Here is an 18,186-nt window from a genome sequence, read left to right on the forward strand (position 1 = left end):
AACGTTCGTGCTTTTTTGGCCGAAAGCGCCGAAAACCAGTTGGCAGAACGGTCAAAGAGAACAATTGAATTGATGGCAGGATAGGCTACGCCGTGTATATGTGGCACAATTGGACCCATGGATTCACCTGCCACCACTGTTTCGAAGAACGGACAGCCGGCCGCCCGAACCCGTGCGACCTTGAACGTCGACCTCGGCGAGCTTCGAAGCCAGGTCATGGACGCATGTGAGTCAGAGGGCGTGAAGCCGTCCGAGTGGCTGCGACGTGCCGTGCGCCAGGCGCTGGGTGATGCGTCGCCAGAGGCCTCAGAAGGTGCGCCTGCCGGGGCTTCTGCTGAGCCTCAAGCCGGCCGTACTGCGCCCGGCCGTGGGGTCCACATCGAGCTGGACGCCGCCGCAGCGGAGGTGCTGGACGGCCTGGTCGCGCGCGGCGAGTACAGGTCACGGGTTGCGGCGCTGCGAGCCCTTCTGGACGGGGTAGGCGCGGTGGGCGGCGGGGACGGCGAAGGGTTGTCGGCTGCCCTACGCGCCCTGGTCACGTCCAATAACTCGTTGGTATATGTCTCCCGCGATCTGGCCAACGTCGCAAAGCTGATGGCGGCTCGTTCCAGCGACGCCGGGGCGATCCCGGTGGCTTGGCGGCTTGAGGTCGAGACAGCGGTCAAAGCGGCTCGGGACCACGTTCAGGTGGCGGGCAAACTCATCGAGCGCCTGGCACCGTTGGTGAAGACGCCTTCTGCAGAGGATGAAAAATGAGTTCATCGATCGACGCAGAATTGGCGAGCTGGGGCGACCGGATGTTTTTCGGGATGCCCAAGAAGGGGAAGAAAGGGGCGCCCGATCCTCGAATCATGGCCGGAAAGGTCCGTACGTCCTTGAGGGTGGCGGTATCTCCCAAAGCCTCCCAGGTGATGGTGAAAATCACGGGTGGCGGGAAAGGTCTAGGGGCCATCGGCGCGCACATGCGCTATATCAGCCGGCAAGGGAAACAAGAAGTAGGCGGCCCAGGCAAAACGCTGGAAGTCGAGGACGAGCGCGGAAATATCCTGACGGGCAAGGATGACATTGCAGCGCTGCGTGAGGACTGGAGGATGGCAGGCACACCCATTCCGGACGAGAGTCATCGGCGTGAGGCGTTCAACATCATTCTGTCGATGCCTGGTGGTACGCCTTCAGATGGGGTTCGGGACTCGGCACGGGAATTTGCCGCCGAGTTATTCAGGGGTCATCGGTACGCTTTCGTGCTCCACGAGGACACGGATTCGCCTCATGTGCATTTGGTGGTCCGGGCCGAGCGCTCGGATGGAGTTCGACTGAATCCCAAGATTGCGGACCTACGGAGGTGGCGGCGGGTATTTGCCGAGCGACTTCAGGACCGGGGAATCAATGCCATTGCCATGCGAGCTGCCTCGCGTGGCCAGCGGCGTGCGCCGCAGCCAATCTGGAGGCTGAAAACCAGTTCAGTGATCCGGAAGGAGCGGGGTCCGGAAAGAAGCCAGGAATCGATCCGTCGCGGGAGAGACGAAGCGCTGGCGGCATGGGCGCAAGTTCAAGAGATCCTCAAGAGGTCGCAGTCGCCGCAGGACCAGCAGCTGGCCAACGAGGTGTCTAAGTTTGTGGAGAGAACGCTCTTGCCTGGCAAGGTGATCTCGGCCGGGGGGGCGAACGTGGGGGATGACGCACGAGGGCCCAAGCGTTCGAGATAGATTGTTTGGTTCAGATTCGGGCGCCCTTCCCTGCCGCCGCTGCGCATGGGGCGAGGGCGACAAAGGAGTTACTCATGACGACGGTTAGCCGGATCGAGTGGACAGAGCAGACATGGAACCCGACAGTGGGGTGCACCAAGATATCTGCGGGGTGCAAGCACTGCTACGCAGAGACGATGGCCAAGCGGTTACAGGCCATGGGCACGCCCGGGTACGAGCGAGGATTTGAGCTGCAGCTGCTGCCGCAGAGGCTGCAAGATCCGATCAAGAGGAAGAAGCCGACGGTGTACTTCGTGAACTCAATGTCGGACCTGTTCCACGAGCGAATTCCCGACGACTACATCAGCCAGGTGTTCGACGTGGTGGCGCAGACACCCCACCACACCTACCAGATCCTCACCAAGCGAGGAGCGCGTATGGCGCGGTTCTTCAAGGGTAAGCAGGCGCCGCGCAATGCCTGGCTCGGGGTGTCCGTGGAGAACAGGAAGCACGGCGTGCCTCGGATTGACCACCTCCGTCGCGTTCCCGCGCACATTCGTTTTCTGAGCGTGGAGCCACTGCTCGAAGATGTCGGCGAGCTCGACCTGAGGGGCATCCACTGGGTCATCGTAGGGGGCGAGTCTGGACCGAAGGCCAGGCCGATGAAGCCGGAGTGGGCGGAGGCCGTGCGGAACCAGTGTGAGGCCCAGCGTGTAGCCTTCTTCTTCAAGCAGTGGGGCGGCTGGGGCGCAGACGGACAGAAGAGGGCCAAATCAGCGAACGGACGCGAGCTGAACGGACGTACTTGGGACGAGATGCCAGTTGAGCCCATGGCGGCCGCGGAGGTGGCTTCCGGCTGAGGGGTGCGGGCGAGTTAACCGTTAGGATCGGTGTTCTCGCCACTGCAGCGCTCGCGGATGGTCAAACGGCAAGACAAGTACACCTGGCACATCGGCAGCCCACCGCCACCGATCGACCCGCATAGCCTCGTCAAGCATCAGATCGTTCGCAAGTACCTGGAACGCTACATCCAGGTGCTGATGAGCAACTACCGGATCGAGAAACTCACGCTGTCGATCGTCGATGGGTTCGCCGGCGGCGGCGAGTACCTGGGTGAGCGCGGGGAGGCGGCCTTTCACGACGGTTCTCCCCTGCTGGCCCTGGGAACCGTTGCTGAGCAGGAGGCCTGGCTCAACGTCGGGCGGACGAAGCAGCGCCGAGTCGATGGAAGGTTCTACTTCGTCGAGAAGGTCCAGTCGAATTTCGACTACCTGAAGCATCTGCTGGGAGCGCGAGGGGTGGCTGGGCGCCTAGGCAACGATGTGCATCTGTTCAACAGCCCATTCGACCGGGTGGTGCAGCCGATCATCGACGACATCCGTCGGCGCGCTGGCGGCGAGCGGGCCATCTTCTTACTTGATCAGTACGCGTACGATCAGGTGCCGGGGCAGCTGCTCAGGCAGATCTTCTCCCAGGTCAAGGGAGCCGAGGTGCTGCTGACCTTCAACGTCGACTCACTGATCTCCTTCCTGACAGACTCCACGCCAAACCGCCGAAAGCTGGCGGATATGGGGTTGGATGCTTATGTCGACTGGGGCAGCATCGAGCGGCTCAAGGTCACCAGCCCCACGCAGTGGAAGTCGGTCATTCAGCGGAGCCTGGCGCGGGGACTGGTCGAAACCAGCGGCGCCACCCACTACACGATCTTCTACATCACGCCGATGGGTAACACCGCGTGGACCTACTGGCTGGTGCACCTGTCGCGCAGCTTCAAGGCGCGGGACGTGATGATGGAGCTGCATTGGGAGCACGCGAACCATTTTTCGCACTACCTCGAACCGGACATCTTCACGCTCGGGTACAGGGCCAACGACGACCTGCAGGCGCGCATGCAGGAGGCGTTTGACCTCGGTCAGGCTCACCACTTCGATGCCGTTGCTTCCAAGCGCTGCTTGTCGGGCTTGTCGGAGAAGCTGATCCCAGCTGTATACGACGGTGAGGCCAGAACCTTTGACGGGTGGCTGGAAGCCATTGGCAGCAAGACGCCGGCGACGGCCGACATGGTTCGCGAGGCGCTCGACCCGGGGATTCGGGCTGGCGATATCGTGGCTCGGTCGGCCAAGGGCGCCATCAGGCAGAAGGGGCAGTCCGTACAGGCGACGGATGTGCTTTCGGGGGCCGCGCAGCGGCGCCTGATCCTGCTGCCGGGGCATCTAAAGGGGGCATCGTGACAAGAAAGAGTCTGGAACAGCCGATTGAGCCGGACCCTTGTCCGGAGCTGGTGATTGAGCGCGGCCCGAAGGAAAAGGGCGTGGGATCTTGGGTTCCGCGGGACAAGCACCGTCTTCTGTGCGACTACCTTTACGCGAGTCGCTATGCGTGGAAGAAGTGGCCTCAGCGTGTCTTCATCGATCCGTTCTGCGGGCCCGGCCGGATCCAGGTCGAGGGTGAGTCGTTCACTCGCGAGGGTGGTTCGGTCATGGCATGGCGTGCGCTTGCTGGCCACGCGCCGTTTGGCCAGATGCTCGTGGGTGACCTTGTCGCAGAGCGGGCGCGGGCCTGTGAGCTTCGCCTGAAGGCGCGAGGCGCCGTCGTGGAGTCATTTGTCGGGCCGGCTGAGCGGACCGTACACGAGATGGTGAGCCGGGTGCCCCGAGGCGCCTTGTGCATGGCCTACATCGACCCGTACAACCTGGAATTGCTGTCGTTCTCGATTCTGCAAGCGCTGGCCACACTGAACGTGGACCTGGCGATCAACTTCTCTACCATGGACCTTCAGCGGAATGCGGAGTTCGAGTTCGACCCGGCGCGTGCCAGGTTCGACGACGCGGCACCTGGTTGGAGGCAAGACGCGGAGGTACGTGGGGCAAGCAAGCAGAACGTTAAACTGGCATTCTTCCAGTACTGGTGCCGCCTTGTTCAGGGCCTCGGCTTTGCATTCAGCCGCGAGATGCCGCCCGTTCTGAACGATCGGGGGCAAGAGATCTACAGGATGGTGTTCTTCGCTCGACACGACCTCCCGAATCGAATCTGGGCAGATGTGGCGCGCGGGGATAACCTGCAGTTGTTCTGAACGGGAAGTGATGGTCGACAGCTAAGTCGCAACCAGAACGACTACCACGTGAGGCGCTTCGCCCGCTCCAACACTCTCTGCAGGATGGCGCTGTCACCTGCTACTTCCTCAGTTTTGCCTCCGAGGATCAGACTCAATACCGGAACTGGTTTAGAAACTGAAGTACCGCGTTCAACTTCCTCTTCCCGTGATGAAGTCTCAAATAGAAGAGGCAGCTGCGCAGGGCGACCATCTTTTGAATACTCCATTTCACTCATCCCGGTTGTTATTGTTCAAATATACCACAGCGGGATATATTTGTCAATATTCTAAGATTTTTGAGCGGGAATCTTTTCAAGGTCCCTATTTAGGTGCTCCACTGCCTTTTCCTCAAAGTCTTGATACTTGTCTAGATATTCCGGAATGACTTTTCGACTATCTGAATCAATTCCGTTCTTGAAGCGTCCTTCGCTATCCTTTCTGGATTCCGCGTAGAAAATCTGCGCGAACCGCCTGGGGGATACGCCCTCGAAATGAAGGAATTTGACCTTGGCGATACCCTTAGGATCGGAGGCGTCAGCATCGGCCCCAAACTCAAAGGATATCGAATCCTCATGCAAATCCTTTGCCATGCTCTTTTCGTATGGCTCGATGAAATAGACATGCGTGATGCCTGCCGCAACGATATGCCTTGCACAACTATGACAGGGAAAGGTGGTAGTATAGAGACTTGCTCCTGCCAACCCCTGACCACCACTTCGGGCGACGGACGTAATCGCGTCCATTTCGGCATGTACCGACCTGGAAAACTCGATAAGCGATCCTAGGCGAGTCCTGTAGATCTCCTTTGCCAGGTGCTCTTGCACATCTTTCTCAATCTGGATGGGTTCTCCATCTGAATTAAGGACTCTTTCATTTATGACGGATACGATAGTCGATATCAACTCGTTCTGAAGCTGTCTCTTATGGAAATCATTGCGGCAACGGTTGTCCTTCCAATTCAAGCAGCGATGATCGCCCCCTGCGTGGCTTGGACCGTAGAGACCTCCGCCAGAGGCAGGTACATCGTTTCTGCCCGTCGCAAGGATCTGTCCGCTTGGTGAGATGATTGCCGCCCCAACCTGCCGGGAAAGACAAGCCGACTGCAAGCTTGCCGCAAAGGCGGCATACATGCCTTGTTCTGCTACGGTTGGAGTTTGACTCTTGTCGCCATGAATCAGCCGCAGGAATCGTTCGAGATTTTTTCGGCTGTGGTCGCTAAACTTCGCATCGTTCCTGACAAAGAGGTCTGAAAGAAAGAGGGCCCTATCTACGCGTTGTCCATCGGCGGAGTCCTCATTTCTGTCGATGTCTATCAGATCATCGACCTCGTCTGACTTTACACCCTCATTTTCTAGGAACATACGGCGCTCGCGATAGCTTCGTGTGACGCCTACCAAGTAAAAGAGATTTCTGTATAGTGCCCTGAGCAGCTGGACCTCTTCCGGTCGCTTTATCTGATCAATTAGGTACGCGACCATTTGGGGGACCGCAGGGGCGTGAGGATCAGTTGGCGACGTGGGCGTGCGTGCCTCGCGGTCCCTTCTTATCATCCAGATGGCTTGCTCGGCGAGGATGGCCTGATTCTGCGTCTTTTCCCGTATTGTTTTGCCCGCCTCCTGAAGGCGCCTATACCTAGCGAACTTCGTGCTCGCTCCTGGCGGTGGACTCCAGGCGGGGAAACGCCCTTGGTCCAGCGATTCCTGCAAGAAATCGCTCAGTTTGACTGGCACGACGGTATAGCCTAGGCTCTCCAAGCAAGTCGTCGCTTGATTTATGACGGCAGGTACGCCGGAGCCGATGGGGCCGGCGAATGCGACGACAAGCTCCTTTGATTCTCGCGATCTAAGTTTTGCTAGGAGATCGTCTTGGCGGTCGCGAGTATCTTGGACGGGTTGTATAGCAAAGACTCTTTGCATTTTTCTCCCGGTACTTAGACCCCAGGTGGGTGACATGTCCTGTACCACGCTGCAACAGGCTCGCGCAGTGGTCGCTTACAGCAAAGGAGCGCTTCAGCGATTCCTGAGGGGCGAATAGGAGCCGCTTCTCAGTTCGGGAATGGCTGGGCGGCACTGCTCGCAGGTGGGTCCCGGATGGTTCCTATGGGCCATGGCGTGCGATTCGACAACGAAGCCGAGCTCGAACCATTCCTTCTCCTGAAGAGTCCGTGACACCAGCCCAGCTGCGGCCGCTGCGTCTACGGTGTTTTTTGACAAAGCTAGGACAACGTTTTGCGCACCGCGTTCTAGCATCCAACGCGTGCGATGGCGACCAGAGGTGAAGGACAACGCAGGCCCGTTGCTTTCAAAGTTCGACTCGAAGTAGGCGGTGCCGAGGTTGAACATAGCGGGTTGTGGCCCGTAGAAGTGGTCGAACCAATAGCATTCCGGCAACGCCCTATACGAGGGCCAGTAGTTGCCTCGGCTCCAGTAGGCTTCGAGTGCTGCCGTTTCGACGACGACTGGGGTCCATTTATCGCAGGGTGACTTAGCCATCAGCAACATGTTTGGGCCCCTCCCAGAGCGCGATATCCCGGACCATGGTCAATGATGCCACCAGATGTGCATTAGGTCACCAGTGCAAGTATGCCTAGGGATAGCCTTGACCTGGTAGGGCAAAACAAATGCCTCTGCGGCATCATCAAGTGACGAACCTGAACCCGCATCCAGACGCATACGCAATCAATCGGCAACGGTCGAAGGGAGCGAAAAATGGCACCTGATGTGTCCGGAGGACCCGGCGCTTGGGCTCGTCCAAAGGATTCGGGAGCGGCGCAGTGGCCCGAAAAGAGCCGGACCATGATGAAGTGGGCTGTCGATTCAAGCTCGCTGGCGCCGGTTTACGTGGGCTCACTCGCTCGGACCGCAACAGGATTAGCCTGCGGATGCAGGTGCCCGCATTGCGGCGCCACCTTGCAGGCGGTGAATGCGGGGGTTCCCGTCGACCAGCTCGCCCTGGATGGGCGGCAGGATCAGCACTTCCGGCACCATGGCGCGCAGCAGCAGGACCGGTGCAAGATCAGCGTCGCTGAACGCGCCGCGTTGAATCTGCTGCTCGATACCGGAGAGATCCTGCTTCCCGCTCCCACGAAGTTGCATCCGCTGGCCGGAATGAGCGGAGCGACTTACGAAGGACACGCAGTAGGTCAAGCAGAGACAGTCGTAGTTCGTCGAGCGCACGTAGTAGATGAGGCGGCGGCCGAGCTGACCTTGGAGGATGGCCGCAAGCTGCTTGTCGTACTTCAAGGCGCCCGGGTTCCGACTGACACGGGACAGTGGTCCGCGGTAATCGAGATCCAGGTCAACGACGCGGAGGTGGCGCTATGGTCTCCTGAGCAGATCATGAACGGCGCGAGGCTGCGAGGGGACTGGCTCTGCTATCGAAAGCACTGGCAGGACGCGGAATTGCAAGAGCTTGCAAGGCGCGATGCATACGACAAGGCACTTGCGCAGCTGGATCCCGGACCAGACGAGGTCGACCTGCCTGAATGGCTTTCAAGTAAGCAGCGATCAGAGTGCCTGCTGCACTGGCAAATCAAACGCATTCTGGCGGCGGCTTGTGAAATCACGGTGCCGGGCTTGAAGCGCGAGGTGAAGCGCCGGATGCCCAATGGTCAATGGGAGTCCGAATGGGCAATACTGCCCGAGTCGCGGTTGGCGCTGAGTGACCTGCGGTGGGAACCGCCGATGGAGGGTTTCAAACCGGACATCGCCTGCAACGCCGTTGATCTGACCGGCAGTTGGGGAACGTTCGAGCTGATCATCGAGGTGGCGGTCTCACACCGCGTCGATGGGGCGAAGCTTGCCAAGATTGCGGCCAGGCGCCTTGCTTGCATCGAGCTCTATGCTGAACGAATCGCCGGACAAAGGCGAATACATGTTGACGAACTGCGGAGGCTCGTACTTCAGGAACCGAGCTGCAAACGTTGGCTATCTCACAGTAGTTTGGAGCAGCAGGTTCTACGCGCCACCGACACGCTCGAGCGCAGGGTCGTCCGACTCGAACAGAAGCAGCAAGAGGAGGACGATCGGCGAGCTATAGCAGAAGCGCAGCGTCGAACGAAGGAGGAATTTGAGCGCCAGTCGAAAATGCAACGCCAGGATTGGGTCGGCTCGCTGGCGCCTCATCGAGCGGCCCGAGAGCTTCTGAAGGCCCTCTGTTGCCAATGGGCAGGGGATCCTCTCATAACCGGCAACGGCATGGTTTGGACAACCGAGGAGCTGAGGACGGGCCTTCAACCCAAGGGTCTCGCTCCACTACTTCAGGCCAACATGATTCGGGATCGCGGGCCGCTTTGGCTTTTGTACTGCGTCAGCGCTGGGCTGCAACGTCCTAACGGCCGTCCATTGAGATACGAAGAGCTAAGAACGATCGCGCAAGACGCCCGGCGGTGGTTGCACTTGTTGCTCTGCGCGATTGATGTCTATCAACCGCTGATGACTAAGGAGGATGCGAGCCTCTACGGTGCTGATCGTGCGCGAGTCAGTGCGAGCATCGATCAAGGTTCGGAGGAGTTTGTTCGACCCGGCGAGTACGACAAGGCGCTTGAGGTCATGTTTCCTGAACTGGCTGCGGTACTGCTGTCGGGTGAAGGTACTGAGGAGTACGCAGCGGCGCGCAGATCGGAGATTGCTCAACAAGAGCAAGAGGCGCGGAAACAGAGGGAGCGCGAAGAGAATGAAGAGAGACTCAGGAAACGAGCGTGGGAGGAGGAGCGAAACCGTGTCGTAGGCCTGGAACAGGCGAGGGTTTCGTTCGCCCATCAGTTCGATTGGAATCGCCGTGCAGACCTTCCCAAGAACATGAAGCAGGCGATTGGTTTTGCTCGAACCTGCGGCCAGCATGGGGACGCAGTTGAAGCTGTCATCCGATCGGCCTGGGCCGCCAGAGAGGCAGGTACGCCGATAGCGAGTTGGTTGCAGGACCAAGCACCGTCCTCAAGTGAGGCCGTCGCCAAACTGGCGCATATCGTTGAGGTGTCATGGGTGGCAAAGACAAAGCGCCCATAGATTGCGCTGCTCTGGCAAAGCGTGGGCGGGCGACAGCCAGCGACGAGGATCTTCGACGCGACCAATTGAAGGCCGCAGGGACCACTACCGGTTCAACCTTCATTGCGGCTAGATGATGCTACGGTTCATCCGTTGGAACCTGGCTGATTTCAAAGATCAGCGGACCGTCCGAAGCTTGGCTGGTACGAGGCGCGAGTAGCTTCCCACCACGCGGCTTCGGCTGCTAAGAGGAGGCTCACTTGGCTGCTTCCAGGCTCCAGGATAGTTTCGGGGGTGATGTCCGGGCAACACTTGGCCGCATAGGCAAACACTTCCGCCAACCTGCCTGATCGGATCCCATAGGTCACCCAATAGTCAGTCAACGCAGGTATCGTTTTCGTGGCCCGAGGCATCGAGGGTGAGCATAGCTAGGCGATCCTGGACTCCGAAGGTCCGACCACGTGGGCAGGTAGCGGCTTTTTCAGAAGACCACCATGCAGCAGATGTCCAACCAGCAGAGCGCATACCACTACGACGATCGCCACGAGTAACAACGCAAATCAGTCCAGTTTGGGCATATTGAATCCTTCGTGCTCCCACAGTGCAGGCGCGGCCCGGCGCAGTCCGCGAGATCATCCGTCAACGCAGCGCGCGCGAACGCCTGGGAAGTCGTAGCACTTAAGGCAAGGCCTGGGGGAGCACAACTGGCTCGACCCTCATTCCCGCTCGGCGCAGCAGCGCGGGCAAGCCGTTGGGTCCTGAAAGATGCGCGACGCCTACGCTGATGACGGCATCACCATCCTCCAGGTACTTCAACAAGCGCGGCACCCAAGCCTCGTTGCGGTCGGCAAGCATTTTGCGCTCGTAGATCGCGGCGTCCTCTTGGTTGGCCGCGAGCGAGCTGAGGACGCTCGTCACTTCGTCAAAGTCACCTGTGTTGAGCGTGCGGGTGATCGTCGCCATTGCTTCAGGTTGTCTCTCGCTCAACCCCACGTGCAGTTGGTGCAGATGGATTCGGTCTTCGACGCTCCGGCGTCTTTTTTCCACCTCGGCGTTGACTTCGAGACTGTAAGTCGGCACGTTGCGATCCCTGGCATACCGAGAAAGCAGCTCGTCGCGCGAGGGGATGCCAGGCGGCGCACAAGGCCTGATCGCAGTTTCAGCGGCAGACAGCGGGCTTTCCATGGCGAGGGACGTCGCGAGTTCCCAGTCGACTTGGTTGTCCAAGTACCCAGTCCTACAGGCTATGCGGCGCCTGAGTTCAGCCCTTTCTTGCGGCGAAACCTGGGCTGCCCAAGGCGCTTCGCCCAAGCGTTGTGTCTTGGTTAGCTTGGCGAGCGCCGGAGGCCACACAGGCCTTGGTTCGGGCATGGGTCCTTCGGATGGCACTTGCTCAACGATGTGACGCTTGGCGCCGTCAAATATTGCGGCGCTGGGCTGGCGAAGCCCCTGCACCCCCACGTGGACTGTCCCGATGAGGATGCCGCGATGCCCGGCGGGTGTCGTGATCATCAGCGCTGGCACGCCGTCATGGACATCTCGAGGTGCCGACGAAGTCGTCTGAGCAGATGCCCCCAGTGCGGCGCCGAGCGTCAGCAGCAATGTGGAGAAAACACGGTCGAGAGAGCGAATTGGCAAAGTGATGCTTTCGAATTTGGGGAGGGGCGCGCCGCGCCGCCGTCGTGTATGGCCGGGCTTGTCGGCGTGGCACAGCGTTCAGCGTTCAATAGGGACGGTCGCAAACGACTCCGGAGATCTGGTGCGGTAGGTGGTGCGACTAGTTCGATGTGTAAGTGGGGTGGTCAGGGGCTGCGGGGCCGCCAAATCCAGCCCTCCTGGATGTCCTCTTTCGTTTGGAGGCCCCATGCTTCGGCTTCTTCGCCGTTGACCGCATGGACCTCCTTAGGCCCCTTCCCGAGGCCCGCCCAAAGCATGCGCACGCGCGGGATCCACTCGCCGAGCACAACTGCATTGCCAAGCAGCATGACCTGCTGGACGACCAGAGCCCCGCAGTTGCCAACACGGCACCAGAAAGAGTCGACGATGAAGCTCTCGTGAAGGCCGAGCCGCGTTTGGGCGCCTGACATGATGTGGCGCTCGCCCCCCATCCACACAGTCGGGCAGGCAGAGTCGCAGCGGGCAGCTCGTGCTGGCTTCGAATCGCCGCTGGGCCCGTCGTCCAGGATCGGCACGACACAGGTGTTGAGGTGTCCGTCTCGGAGGGCATAGGCCATGAGGCTTGCAGCGCCCAGGTGACCACCTGGGCTGTTGAGACATAGCCACCTGGCGGACGACGACTCGGGGTCCAACCGGGCCAAATCAGAGGCTTGCTGCGCCATGTCGGCCGGCAGGTTCCTGCTGACGTAGCCCTCCCAGAGGTAGGCGCGTTCGCAGTCAGTGGCGCCCTTACAGAGCCAGCCCGCGCGCAAGACACCAGCCGCCGCCGTCCCTTCGATGGCCTTGGATGTCGGATCTCCCCGGCCGAACCACGCGCAGAGCAGCCCGTTGAGGATCGTCAACATCGTGACGGCGAGCAGTGCGTACAGAAGAGGCGACTCGCGAACCATGCGGCGGATGGTCTGGAATGCCGAGGGCTGTCGTGGCGTGTTGGGATTGTCCAATTTGCGGGTCTGTCCAAAGCCAAACAATGTCCGTGTCGGGGCGCCCGGTTCTATCTACAGCGTCTTGCGCTCCCAGCCTTCACTGGTCAGCTTCACAGGATGCTTCAGCTCCCGGCTGCCGGCATCTTCCAGGTACTGCCTGACCGTCGGAAACGCTTCCTGCACTTCAGCCTGTTTGGCCCAGTCAGCGGTGCCGTCGATGCGGTAGGTGTAGATCACCGCAGCCTCTTGGTAGTCCCCGAACTTCATCGGGCCCTCCCACTTGACCACTTTGTCGACGGCCTGCTTGCCCCAGCACACATCCGTCCTCTTTTCCTTGGTGCGGCCGGTCAGCTGGAAGACTTCCACTTCGCGCTCGCGCACAAAGGGCTTGGCTGAGTCGGAAAGCGTAAACCGCCGGGCCTTGAAAGTGCGGCCGCCGGGCTGGCCGGCCATGCCCTTGAGGGGGACCTCGACATCTTCGGCCTTGACCAGGCCGGCCTTCTCCAGCGCCTCCATCTGGCTGGCCTTGCCTGTCTTACCAAACGGCGTGGCCTTCTCGCGCACGTCGGTCTCGAAGACGTCGACGGGCCACGTCACGGTTGGCAGGCAAAGTTCGCCTTCCTTGGCGAAATAGGCATCGAGCGCGGCGCTGAAGTTCTTGGCGTTGGCATCGGTCTTGTTGCCACACGCGGCGAGGCCACAGGCTGCGGACACGACGGCCGCAGCCGTTAGAACGGTTCTGCTATTCAATTGACGGGACTCCCTGGTGTCTTGTGACGCGACGTAACGAGATAGTTGCGCGTCGCGACCGGGCGCCGGATGCGCCGTGGCGCGTTTTTAGCGCGCCAGGTGGGCGTTCGGTTGACCGGGTTGCACCCGTGCGACGGCGTCCCGCCGGCGCATGCAGACTGTGACCTTCGGCACTGTCATCATCAGGTTACGACAGGTCGTCGAGCCGGTGGCAGAAGATCAGGTCGAACCAGTCTTCGACATCGTCCTGGACGAACTCGGACAGAGCAGCCGCGTCGAAGTGGCGGTACACGCGCATGTGGAAGCGCTCTGGCGTCGTAAACGGCTCGCTGTAGCCTCTTCGAACCCCTGCGAGGTGTGCGGCCGCGTAGTTGACGTAGCCGCAGACCAAGGCGAGCTTTTCAAGGACGAGGCAGTGCGGCAGGCCTGTGGCTCGCTTGAGGATCCTGGCGACCCGCTTGAAGCCTTGGATGTCGAAATGCCTGCCGCTGTGAACCCTGGGCAACCAGGGAGCGTCCAGCGAGCTCACCGGGCCGCAGCAGCATCAGGTCCGGCCAAGGCGGCCTCCAGGATCGCTGACAGGCGTGCGGCGGCCAGTCCCATGCGTTCCACCATCACCGGCTGCCAGCGCGTGGCGTAGTCGGCTGGAAGTCGGTGAGCGTCGGGGTAGAACCCAGGAGTGGCCACCAGCCGGCACGATTCCTCCACCCATTGCGCCGGTGTCGCAGAGGCCGGGAGTGTCGGGCGGCGAGAAGCCGCCGAGACGGCGGACTTCAGCGAACCCGCGTCATTCCAATGCTCGATGAGCCCTGTGTCCCAGAGCGCGTGCAGGTTGGTGCCGCGGCCGAAGGCCTGCAGCTGGAACTGGTTGCCGCCGCGATCGTCGCTCCAGCCGGCGTGCAGCGGCTGGTGTGCGTCGGCCACCAGGTGCAGTACGTAGGCAAGGGAGCGGGCCCGATCCGCTGCAGGGGCCGCCGACGACAGCACCGCCATTTGACGGGTCACAGCCTCGACGACGCACTGGCCATCCTTGCAGTCTCGCGCCGGAACATAGTGGCAGGCGCCGGCGCGATCGATGTTGACGTAGTGCCACCGGGCGGTCGCCGGCGACTTGTTCGTGTCCGGCCAGATGGCCAGCGACTCGACCGTGGCATCGGGGCCAGCGGCCGCCAGGAGGTTGTGCAGAGAGCGCTTGGCCGGGGCGGACAAGTTTTCGGCGGCGACGGACGCGATGACCTGGTGGCCCTGGTTGCCCCAGGCGAAGGCGCCTGCGCTGCCGAAGGCGAGGATGGCCGCTGCCGTGGCGGCCGGCCAGGCAGTGATCATCCGAGCGACGCAGCGCGGCGATCTTGAACCGGACAGGTGGCGGGACGAAGGGCAGGAGGCCGCCGCAAAACTGGACGAGCGGGCGGCGATCACTTGGCGTGGTTGGGTCATCTGAGGATGGCGATTTTGGATTCAACGCGAGCGCGACCGAAACGGCTCGTCCCTGTAGAACGGCGACAAACCGACGCGCACCACCTCGGCAGGCAGCGGCGGACAGACCAGCGCGGGCCGCTCCCAAGACCTCGCGTCATCGCCCATCACGACCGTTCGACCGGTGATGCGCGCCAGGTCGTCGCCCGGGCGGATGCCATAGGTGACCACCAACGACGAGGCCAGCTCTTCGAGCAGCGCAGACTCGGGGCCGTAGATGGACACCAGCTCGGAGCCACTGGCCATCACCAAGTAGGGCTTGCAGCCCACGCTCTGCAGCGAGCCGATGTGCCGTTCCAGGCTGGACAGGCGGCCGAGGCCCGGCAGGTCGTCCAGCATCAGCAGCAGGGGAGCGGCCATGCCCTCGCGCTCGACGATGCGCTCGAGCAACTGCGACAGCAGAAGGCGCTGAACCAGCTGTTCTGCAGGGAAGGGGCGAGCCTGGAGGTACAGCGTGGCCGGCGCGGCCGGGTTGAGCAGGTCTTCGAGCGCGAAGGTGCTGCGGTGAGTGTTGCCACCGATGACGGGGTCGGTGAAGGGCTCCAAGACCGCCAGCGCAATGCGCCGGACCTCACCTGGCCAGCGCTCATCGGCGCCTCGCGCCAGGTGTTCCGCCGCTTCGGTGGCGTAGGCGGCATGGATACTGGCCTTCAGGTCACCTTGCAGATCCAGCCAGATCCCGAGTTCACTGTCGTTGCTGGCCGCGACGTTGCGTGCGGCGCTGGCCAGCGACCCGTGGCTGAGGGCCTCAGCCAGGAGCACCAGCGTCAGGTAGACAGTGGCCAGTTGGTGAAGCTGCGGCTCAATCTTGTGTCTGGCGCCTTCCAGCAGCAAGCCCGCAAGGTGTGCAGCGTCGGCCGTTCGGTGGGCCCCGTCGAACCGGATGGCCGCCAAGGGGTTGTAGGTGTCGGTGGTGCCGGCTTGGCCGGGCTCGAATCGGATGATGCGGTTGTTGGCCTCGATCGAGCGCCAGGCGGCGGTGTGGGCGTAGGCCTCACCGTGCTGATCCCGGACGACGGCGCTCGCGCGCCAGGTCAGCAGGGTCGGAATGACCAGGCAAGTCGTCTTGCCGGCGCGATCGGGCGCGAACACCCCCACGAGGCGATCTGTGGCGTCGTAGAGGCTTTCAGTGCCTTTGCCGCGCCGCTTGACCGATCCAACCACGCACGCACCGTGCGCGGGCAGGCCATCGTGTCGGACCAGGCCGGCCTGCTCCAGCAGGGCGTCGCCAGTCGTGGCGGCGACGGGGCGCCGCGCCGTGGGGAATCCAAGCCAGTTCAGCATGGTGGCCTCCGCTGGGGTGTGACGGATGGTGGGGGTGACCGGCCGACGGGCCGCCGAGCCGGTCACTTCGCGCCTTCTTTCTCATCGGCGGCCTTCAGCAGTGAGGTGTCCCGTGCGTACTGCGCCACGTCGCGGATGCGCAGCCGCGCCACCACCGAGGCGTCCACCGGGCCCGGCTTGAGCACGATCAGATCGGCTTCGCCCACCTGGGCTGCGTCGGAGCCGAAGGCGGCCACCAGGTTCACGTTGTGGGTGATCAGGAGGGTGTTGGTGCCGCTGGCCGGCTCAATCGACACCAGGGCCTTCAGCGCCCTTCCCTGCTGGGCTTCCGAATCGGCGTTGTGCGGCACGGGCATCGTCAACGCCGCGTTGCTGGTCCAAGCCGGATAGCCGAGGTACTCGGCCGTCTCACGGGTGCGGCAGTACTCGCTGGCCAGCACCGAGCCGACGGGCACCGCCGAGGCCCGCAGCACGCGACCCCACCCCCGGGCATTCAGCCGGCCGATGTCGGTCAGGTTGCGCTGGGTCGAGCAGTCTTTGAGGTCGACCGGCTGCTGGTCGACCTGTGACGGGTCGGTGGTGGCGTGGCGCATCACCAGGACGTAGCCGCCGGTGCGCAGGGTCGCCAGTGTCTGGCCAACCTGCGACGGCGTGACCCAGTCGTCTGGGTTCGGCGGGCCCGAGGGGGCCACCATGCTGGCCAGGCTGCTGGTGGTGAACAAGGCACCGGCGGCCGTCGCCAGCGTCGCCGCCGTTGAAACGGCAAGGCGGCGCCAGCCGCGGATCAGATCGCTCATGAGGTTCCTCTCTGCTTGACGTTGTGTGGGGTGGGGCAAGCGGCGCCGAGTCAGCGGAGGTAATCCAGCAGACTGACGTAATCGCTCTTCTTCGCGGGGACGAACTGGCGCACCTTCATCGCTTCAAGCGCCTTCTGGCCGTCCGCGGTCTGGTGCAGCGTGGAAAGCACCTCGACGGCCGAGGAGACCACCGAAGCTGGAAGGTCCGCCCTGGCGGCGAGGGACCAGTTGGGCTGCGGGTCGAGCTTGGCCAGCACCCTCCCCTTCCAGCCTTTGAGTGCGGACGGGTTCATCAGGCCGGCCGAGTACCAGCTGAGCGCCGGGTTGCCGATGATCGAGTCGATGACATCGTTTTTCGGGACATGGCGAATCACGACGGTGTTGGGCAAGCGCTGGGGCGTGTTGCTGTCGGAGATCTGGTAGTCCAGGCCGAGCTGGCGAAGCGTCTTGAAGCCAAGGCGAGCGGTCATCGTGTCCGCCGGTGGGAACAGCACCAGTTGACCCTTGAGCGACGCCAGGCCGTCGCCTTTGAAGTTCGGCGAGGCAACGAAGCCCGCCACGTACGGTTCGGCCGTGCGGACCAAGGGCAGGTAGCGGCCGGCCACCACCTCCTCGGCCAGCAGGTCGACGGTCTTGTTGAAGATGTAGGCCGGACGGGGCTGCTTGGCCAGCTCGGCACGGAACAGGCTCACGTCGATGAACGGCTCCGGACGGACCTGCGACGGCGAGACCCTGGACAGGATCTTCGCGACGGGCTCATACCGGTCGTACAGCGCTGCGATCGAGACGGTCGCTGTAGCCGCCTCGTTGATGGCCAACATCAGCTGACGGTCGGTGCCAGCCGGCGACGAGGCGCCACTGGTGGCCGCAATGGCGTGGGCCAGGGACGGAGCCTGGCCAGCGCCAGCCAGCAGGGAAGCGGATACGAAAGTGCGTCGAGAGATCATGGTCGGGTGTCCTCAGAGAGTGGCGACAAGGCGGCCGCCGCGCAGACCGGTGGATCGGGGTGTGGGATTGAGCGTGTGTGGGGCGCGACTACTGGCAGCGGCCCGCCGCCTTCAGCAAGGCATTGCAGTTGGATGCCGGCGGCGTGGCGGCCGCGGCCGGCGCTGCGGAGGCCGAGGAACCGGTCGTGCCAGAGGGCGACCCTTCTGAGCAGATGGCGTCAGAAACGACGCGGCCGGTCATGCCGATGGCGCCGGTCACGTAGCAGCTGTATTGCTTTCCGGAAGACGTGCGGACCTGGTAGGAGGTTTTGACGCCCTCATCGACGCGCTGGCTGATGGTGAAGGTGCCGGCCGGCTGGTGGATGGCTGACGAGGTGCGCGACTGCAGCGATTCGTCCGTCACGGCGACCGAGGCGCAACCTGCCGTGGCGATCAGGATGACGGAGGCGGCTTGCAGGCGCTTGATGGGCAGTTGGGTCATGGTCAGGTCTTTCTCAGTGGGTGGGAAGGCAGGGCCCGGGCTCACGGGCCCGGAGGGGTCAAACCGGGGCGCTGTCGCCCCGGA

General features: G+C 62.3%; 17 protein-coding genes. 6 read left to right on the forward strand and 11 right to left on the reverse strand.

The features are described from left to right. The first annotated feature begins 117 nt into the window (after nucleotides 1-117). The 5 genes from AACH06_RS25735 (at nucleotide 118) to tcmP (ending at nucleotide 4,758) form a co-directional block, all read left to right on the forward strand. A complete protein-coding gene (locus tag AACH06_RS25735; RefSeq protein WP_341428670.1) occupies nucleotides 118-756 on the forward strand; it encodes a hypothetical protein in 639 nt (212 codons plus the stop codon). Further along, complete coding sequence (locus AACH06_RS25740; RefSeq protein ID WP_341428671.1) at nucleotides 753-1,706, forward strand: relaxase/mobilization nuclease domain-containing protein; 954 nt, start codon at nucleotides 753-755, stop codon at nucleotides 1,704-1,706. Before AACH06_RS25735 ends, AACH06_RS25740 begins: the two co-directional genes overlap by 4 nt. Before the next feature lie 74 nt (nucleotides 1,707-1,780). Beyond that, nucleotides 1,781-2,545, forward strand: a complete 765-nt coding sequence (locus tag AACH06_RS25745; RefSeq protein WP_341428672.1) for a DUF5131 family protein — start codon at nucleotides 1,781-1,783, stop codon at nucleotides 2,543-2,545. A 30-nt stretch (nucleotides 2,546-2,575) separates the two neighbouring features. Next, nucleotides 2,576-3,916 carry a three-Cys-motif partner protein TcmP gene (locus tag AACH06_RS25750; RefSeq protein WP_341428673.1) on the forward strand — a complete coding sequence of 447 codons (1,341 nt, stop codon included), beginning with the start codon at nucleotides 2,576-2,578 and terminating at the stop codon, nucleotides 3,914-3,916. Then, nucleotides 3,913-4,758, forward strand: a complete 846-nt coding sequence (tcmP, locus tag AACH06_RS25755; RefSeq protein ID WP_341428674.1) for a three-Cys-motif partner protein TcmP — start codon at nucleotides 3,913-3,915, stop codon at nucleotides 4,756-4,758. The genes AACH06_RS25750 and tcmP overlap by 4 nt, the downstream gene beginning before the upstream one ends. A gap of 308 nt (nucleotides 4,759-5,066) precedes the next feature. On the opposite strand, the gene AACH06_RS25760 is transcribed toward tcmP, so the two are convergent. Further along, nucleotides 5,067-6,731: an anti-phage dCTP deaminase gene (locus AACH06_RS25760; RefSeq protein WP_341428675.1), complete on the reverse strand. Its 1,665-nt coding sequence runs from the start codon at nucleotides 6,729-6,731 to the stop codon at nucleotides 5,067-5,069. A 57-nt stretch (nucleotides 6,732-6,788) separates the two neighbouring features. Then, the gene (locus AACH06_RS25765; protein ID WP_341428676.1) at nucleotides 6,789-7,280 is read right to left on the reverse strand and encodes a hypothetical protein; all 492 of its coding nucleotides are present in this window, start codon (nucleotides 7,278-7,280) and stop codon (nucleotides 6,789-6,791) included. A 294-nt stretch (nucleotides 7,281-7,574) separates the two neighbouring features. On the opposite strand from AACH06_RS25765, the gene AACH06_RS25770 reads away from it, so the two are divergent. Then, nucleotides 7,575-9,785 (forward strand): hypothetical protein, encoded by a 2,211-nt coding sequence (locus AACH06_RS25770; protein ID WP_341428677.1) that lies wholly within the window; start codon nucleotides 7,575-7,577, stop codon nucleotides 9,783-9,785. Nucleotides 9,786-10,442: 657 nt separating this feature from the next. On the opposite strand, the gene AACH06_RS25775 is transcribed toward AACH06_RS25770, so the two are convergent. From AACH06_RS25775 to AACH06_RS25815, 9 genes are all read right to left on the reverse strand, one after another. Continuing rightward, the gene (locus AACH06_RS25775) at nucleotides 10,443-11,276 is read right to left on the reverse strand and encodes a TraB/GumN family protein (protein WP_341428713.1); all 834 of its coding nucleotides are present in this window, start codon (nucleotides 11,274-11,276) and stop codon (nucleotides 10,443-10,445) included. A 290-nt stretch (nucleotides 11,277-11,566) separates the two neighbouring features. Next, nucleotides 11,567-12,385 (reverse strand): hypothetical protein, encoded by an 819-nt coding sequence (locus tag AACH06_RS25780; RefSeq protein WP_341428678.1) that lies wholly within the window; start codon nucleotides 12,383-12,385, stop codon nucleotides 11,567-11,569. 54 nt (nucleotides 12,386-12,439) lie between these two features. Further along, on the reverse strand, nucleotides 12,440-13,081 hold the full coding sequence (locus tag AACH06_RS25785) for a hypothetical protein (RefSeq protein ID WP_341428679.1): 642 nt from the start codon (nucleotides 13,079-13,081) through the stop codon (nucleotides 12,440-12,442). Nucleotides 13,082-13,304: 223 nt separating this feature from the next. Next, on the reverse strand, nucleotides 13,305-13,646 hold the full coding sequence (locus AACH06_RS25790) for a hypothetical protein (protein WP_341428680.1): 342 nt from the start codon (nucleotides 13,644-13,646) through the stop codon (nucleotides 13,305-13,307). Beyond that, complete coding sequence (locus AACH06_RS25795) at nucleotides 13,643-14,443, reverse strand: S1/P1 nuclease (protein ID WP_341428681.1); 801 nt, start codon at nucleotides 14,441-14,443, stop codon at nucleotides 13,643-13,645. The genes AACH06_RS25790 and AACH06_RS25795 overlap by 4 nt, the downstream gene beginning before the upstream one ends. 132 nt (nucleotides 14,444-14,575) lie before the next feature. After that, on the reverse strand, nucleotides 14,576-15,877 hold the full coding sequence (locus AACH06_RS25800; protein WP_341428682.1) for a type IV secretory system conjugative DNA transfer family protein: 1,302 nt from the start codon (nucleotides 15,875-15,877) through the stop codon (nucleotides 14,576-14,578). A gap of 62 nt (nucleotides 15,878-15,939) precedes the next feature. Beyond that, nucleotides 15,940-16,674 (reverse strand): histidine phosphatase family protein, encoded by a 735-nt coding sequence (locus AACH06_RS25805; RefSeq protein WP_341428683.1) that lies wholly within the window; start codon nucleotides 16,672-16,674, stop codon nucleotides 15,940-15,942. A 50-nt stretch (nucleotides 16,675-16,724) separates the two neighbouring features. Next, entirely contained in the window at nucleotides 16,725-17,621 is an 897-nt protein-coding gene (locus AACH06_RS25810) for a PhnD/SsuA/transferrin family substrate-binding protein (RefSeq protein ID WP_341428684.1), read from the reverse strand. An 88-nt stretch (nucleotides 17,622-17,709) separates the two neighbouring features. Then, nucleotides 17,710-18,102 carry a hypothetical protein gene (locus AACH06_RS25815; protein WP_341428685.1) on the reverse strand — a complete coding sequence of 131 codons (393 nt, stop codon included), beginning with the start codon at nucleotides 18,100-18,102 and terminating at the stop codon, nucleotides 17,710-17,712. Between the last annotated feature and the right edge of the window lie 84 nt (nucleotides 18,103-18,186).

The organism is Ideonella lacteola (assembly GCF_038066555.1).
Classification (GTDB): Bacteria; Pseudomonadota; Gammaproteobacteria; order Burkholderiales; family Burkholderiaceae_C; genus Ideonella; species Ideonella lacteola.